This is a genomic window from Phytoactinopolyspora endophytica, from assembly GCF_004138495.1.
GTDB classification, from domain to species: Bacteria; Actinomycetota; Actinomycetes; order Jiangellales; family Jiangellaceae; genus Phytoactinopolyspora; species Phytoactinopolyspora endophytica.
Map to the genome: position 1 here is coordinate 17,457 of NZ_ML142855.1, position 2,452 is coordinate 19,908.

The 2,452-nt window shown below is 67.5% G+C and carries 4 protein-coding genes; 1 reads left to right on the forward strand and 3 read right to left on the reverse strand.

Features of this window, described 5'->3' with window-relative positions:
• Positions 1–265: 265 nt before the first annotated feature.
• Positions 266–604 (forward strand): hypothetical protein, encoded by a 339-nt coding sequence (locus tag ELR45_RS14925; protein ID WP_129667133.1) that lies wholly within the window; start codon positions 266–268, stop codon positions 602–604.
• Here the strand turns inward: ELR45_RS14925 and ELR45_RS14930 are convergent.
• The 3 genes from ELR45_RS14930 to ELR45_RS14940 form a co-directional block, all read right to left on the reverse strand.
• Positions 592–1,323 (reverse strand): GntR family transcriptional regulator, encoded by a 732-nt coding sequence (locus tag ELR45_RS14930; protein ID WP_129667134.1) that lies wholly within the window; start codon positions 1,321–1,323, stop codon positions 592–594. The two genes, ELR45_RS14925 and ELR45_RS14930, sit on opposite strands and share 13 nt — an antisense overlap.
• Before the next feature lie 127 nt (positions 1,324–1,450).
• Positions 1,451–1,750: a 4a-hydroxytetrahydrobiopterin dehydratase gene (locus ELR45_RS14935; RefSeq protein WP_129667135.1), complete on the reverse strand. Its 300-nt coding sequence runs from the start codon at positions 1,748–1,750 to the stop codon at positions 1,451–1,453.
• Positions 1,751–1,911: 161 nt separating this feature from the next.
• Positions 1,912–2,452: succinate dehydrogenase/fumarate reductase iron-sulfur subunit (locus ELR45_RS14940; RefSeq protein ID WP_240759728.1), on the reverse strand; the 541-nt coding region annotated here is incomplete at its 5' end.

Below are 2,452 nucleotides of genomic sequence, written 5' to 3' on the forward strand. Positions count from 1 at the left end.
CGCTCTCGGAACTGGCCGATGTGCTGGCCGACAGCGCGGGCGGCGGGTACCGCAAGCCGCGGCTCGCGGTACGTCCTTGATGGTCACCCGGCGCTGCGCGGAACAGCGCTGGCCGGAGTCTACGCACGACGGGACGCCGCGGTGGAGCCGCGGATGGTGCCGGCGACGGTGCGTGCCTTCCTGCTGGGTACCGGGCGCTACCGGTTCGTCGGCGAGCGTGAGGCCATCGACGTCTCGGTGTCCTCGGCGGGCCCGCGGTTGACCGATGGCGGTGGGGGAAGAGGAACCGTACCGCCTGCTGGCCCAGCGTGCCGAGAACGTGCTGGGCAGGCCGTTGCCCGCGATCGAACGTCGCTGGGCCGGTGTCTACAGCCAGCTGGTACCGGATGGCGGAGGCGCCGCTCCCACCGCCGGCGCGGAGACCGACGCGGCGGACGCCTCCGGTGAGCAGGGCTTTGGGATCTATCTGCACCGCGAGGTGTTGCTGGGAGTGCACCTGGTGACCGGTCCGGGCGGCCGGGGGATGACTCTCCCGCCCGTCATCGCGGAGCGGACGTTGGAAGCGGCGGGCCTGTTGGACTCGATGTTGTCTTACGGTGCATGAGAGGGCGGGGCACTTCCGGTCTCTATGGTCAAGCGGACCGCGTCGGACCGCATCCAGCGCCGGGTGAGGCATAGCAGCCGGCCGCTTCGGGCATCGTGATTGAGGCTCTCCACCAGCCATGCGGAATCCCCGGGCGTGCAGCCCAGCTCCGCGGCCACGTGGTCGTCCGTGGTCTCCAGGCTGGCACGGGACCATGCCCGCTGGGGCTCTGCCCCGGCCATGTCTCGCAGGATGACATGCAGCGAGCCGAAATGCTGGACTGCGATGGCCAACTCGCCGATGACATCGACCGGCACCCACTCCAGGCCCCATGCGGCCGGGACCTCGTCGGTGAACGATCGGCGCTGCAGGAGATGGCACGGAGTGCTGGGCTCGTAGCCGAGCAGCCCGGCCACGTCGGCCGGCATCGGAGCGACGGCGCATGATCGCACCACCGTGCGGGGTACCGAGCCACTGTCGCGGACGGTCTGACTCCAGGACGGTGCCCGGTGCCCAGAGATGAGGTAGTCGATCCGGCGTGCGGTGAAGGTTCCCACGCCCTGGACCCTGCGGACGAGCATCCGGCGCTGCAGCTCCTGCAGCGCCGCCCGCGCGGCGGCACGGCCCACGCCGAAGCGCTCGCCGATCTCACTCTCGCCCGCGATGCGAGTCCCGGGCGGGAGGCCGTCGATCTCCGCCGCGATGAGGTCGGCGATCTCCCGGAACTTGCGCGCTGCCACAAACCCTAAAGGTACGACGTCCGACTGCTCTGAAGCACGGAACTACATCGCAGTCGCGATCGCAACCACGGAGGAGTAAGTGGCCCGTGAAGAGCGCGGGAGCCGCATCGACCGGGTGCGAGGATACCTAGGACGCCGTGCTCCGACCGTTGACGATCGCGTCGATGGTACGGGCGAGGTCGACATCGGCACTGGTCACTCCGCCGGCGGAGTGGGTGGAGAGGGTGAACGTCAGAGTGTTGTACCGGATGTCGATGTCCGGGTGGTGGTCGGCCTCCTCGGCAGCGTCGGCCACGTCGTTGACGATGCCGATGGCGGCCCGGAAGTCCCGTGCCCGCACCGTGCGGCTGATCGCCTTTGTGTCACCCGACCACTGTGGAATTCCGGCCAGCATCGCGTACAACGCATCGTCGTCGAAGACTGTCATACGAGAAATCTCCTTCCCCGAGCAGCATTGCGCACGACGTCCATAGCATCGTGCGCCCGATGCTCATGTACCGGAAAGGGTATGGGCCGCCCAGCAGTCGGTGCCACCAAGTCGTTGATCGTCGCGGGAAACCGACCGTTTTGTCCCGTCCAGGGACGTCGTCAGGTGTCGGACGAGCGACGGAAGATCTTCGAACCCAACCACACCAGGGGGTCGTACTTCCGGTCAGCGACGCGCTCTTTGACCGGGATGATGGCGTTGTCGGTGATCTTGATGCCCTCCGGACAGACCTCGGTGCAGCATTTGGTGATGTTGCACATGCCCACGCCTGCCTCGGCGCTGGCGGCCTCCCGGTGGTCGTTCGTCTCCAGCGGGTGCATCTCCAATTCGGCGTAGCGGAGGAAGAACCGCGGCCCGGCGAACGCCGTCTTGTTGTCCTCGTGGTCACGGACTACGTGGCAGACCGTCTGGCAGAGATAGCACTCGATGCACTTGCGGAACTCCTGCCCGCGCTCGACGTCCTCCTGCTGCATCCGGTACGTGCCGTCCGGCTGCCGCGGCTCGGGCGCGAACGTCGGCACCTGCTTCGCCTTCTCGTAGTTGTACGAGACGTCGGTGACCAGATCCCGGATGACCGGGAATGTGCGCAGCGGAGTGACGGTGACGGTCTCCTCCGGATCGAAGATCGACAGTCGAGTCATG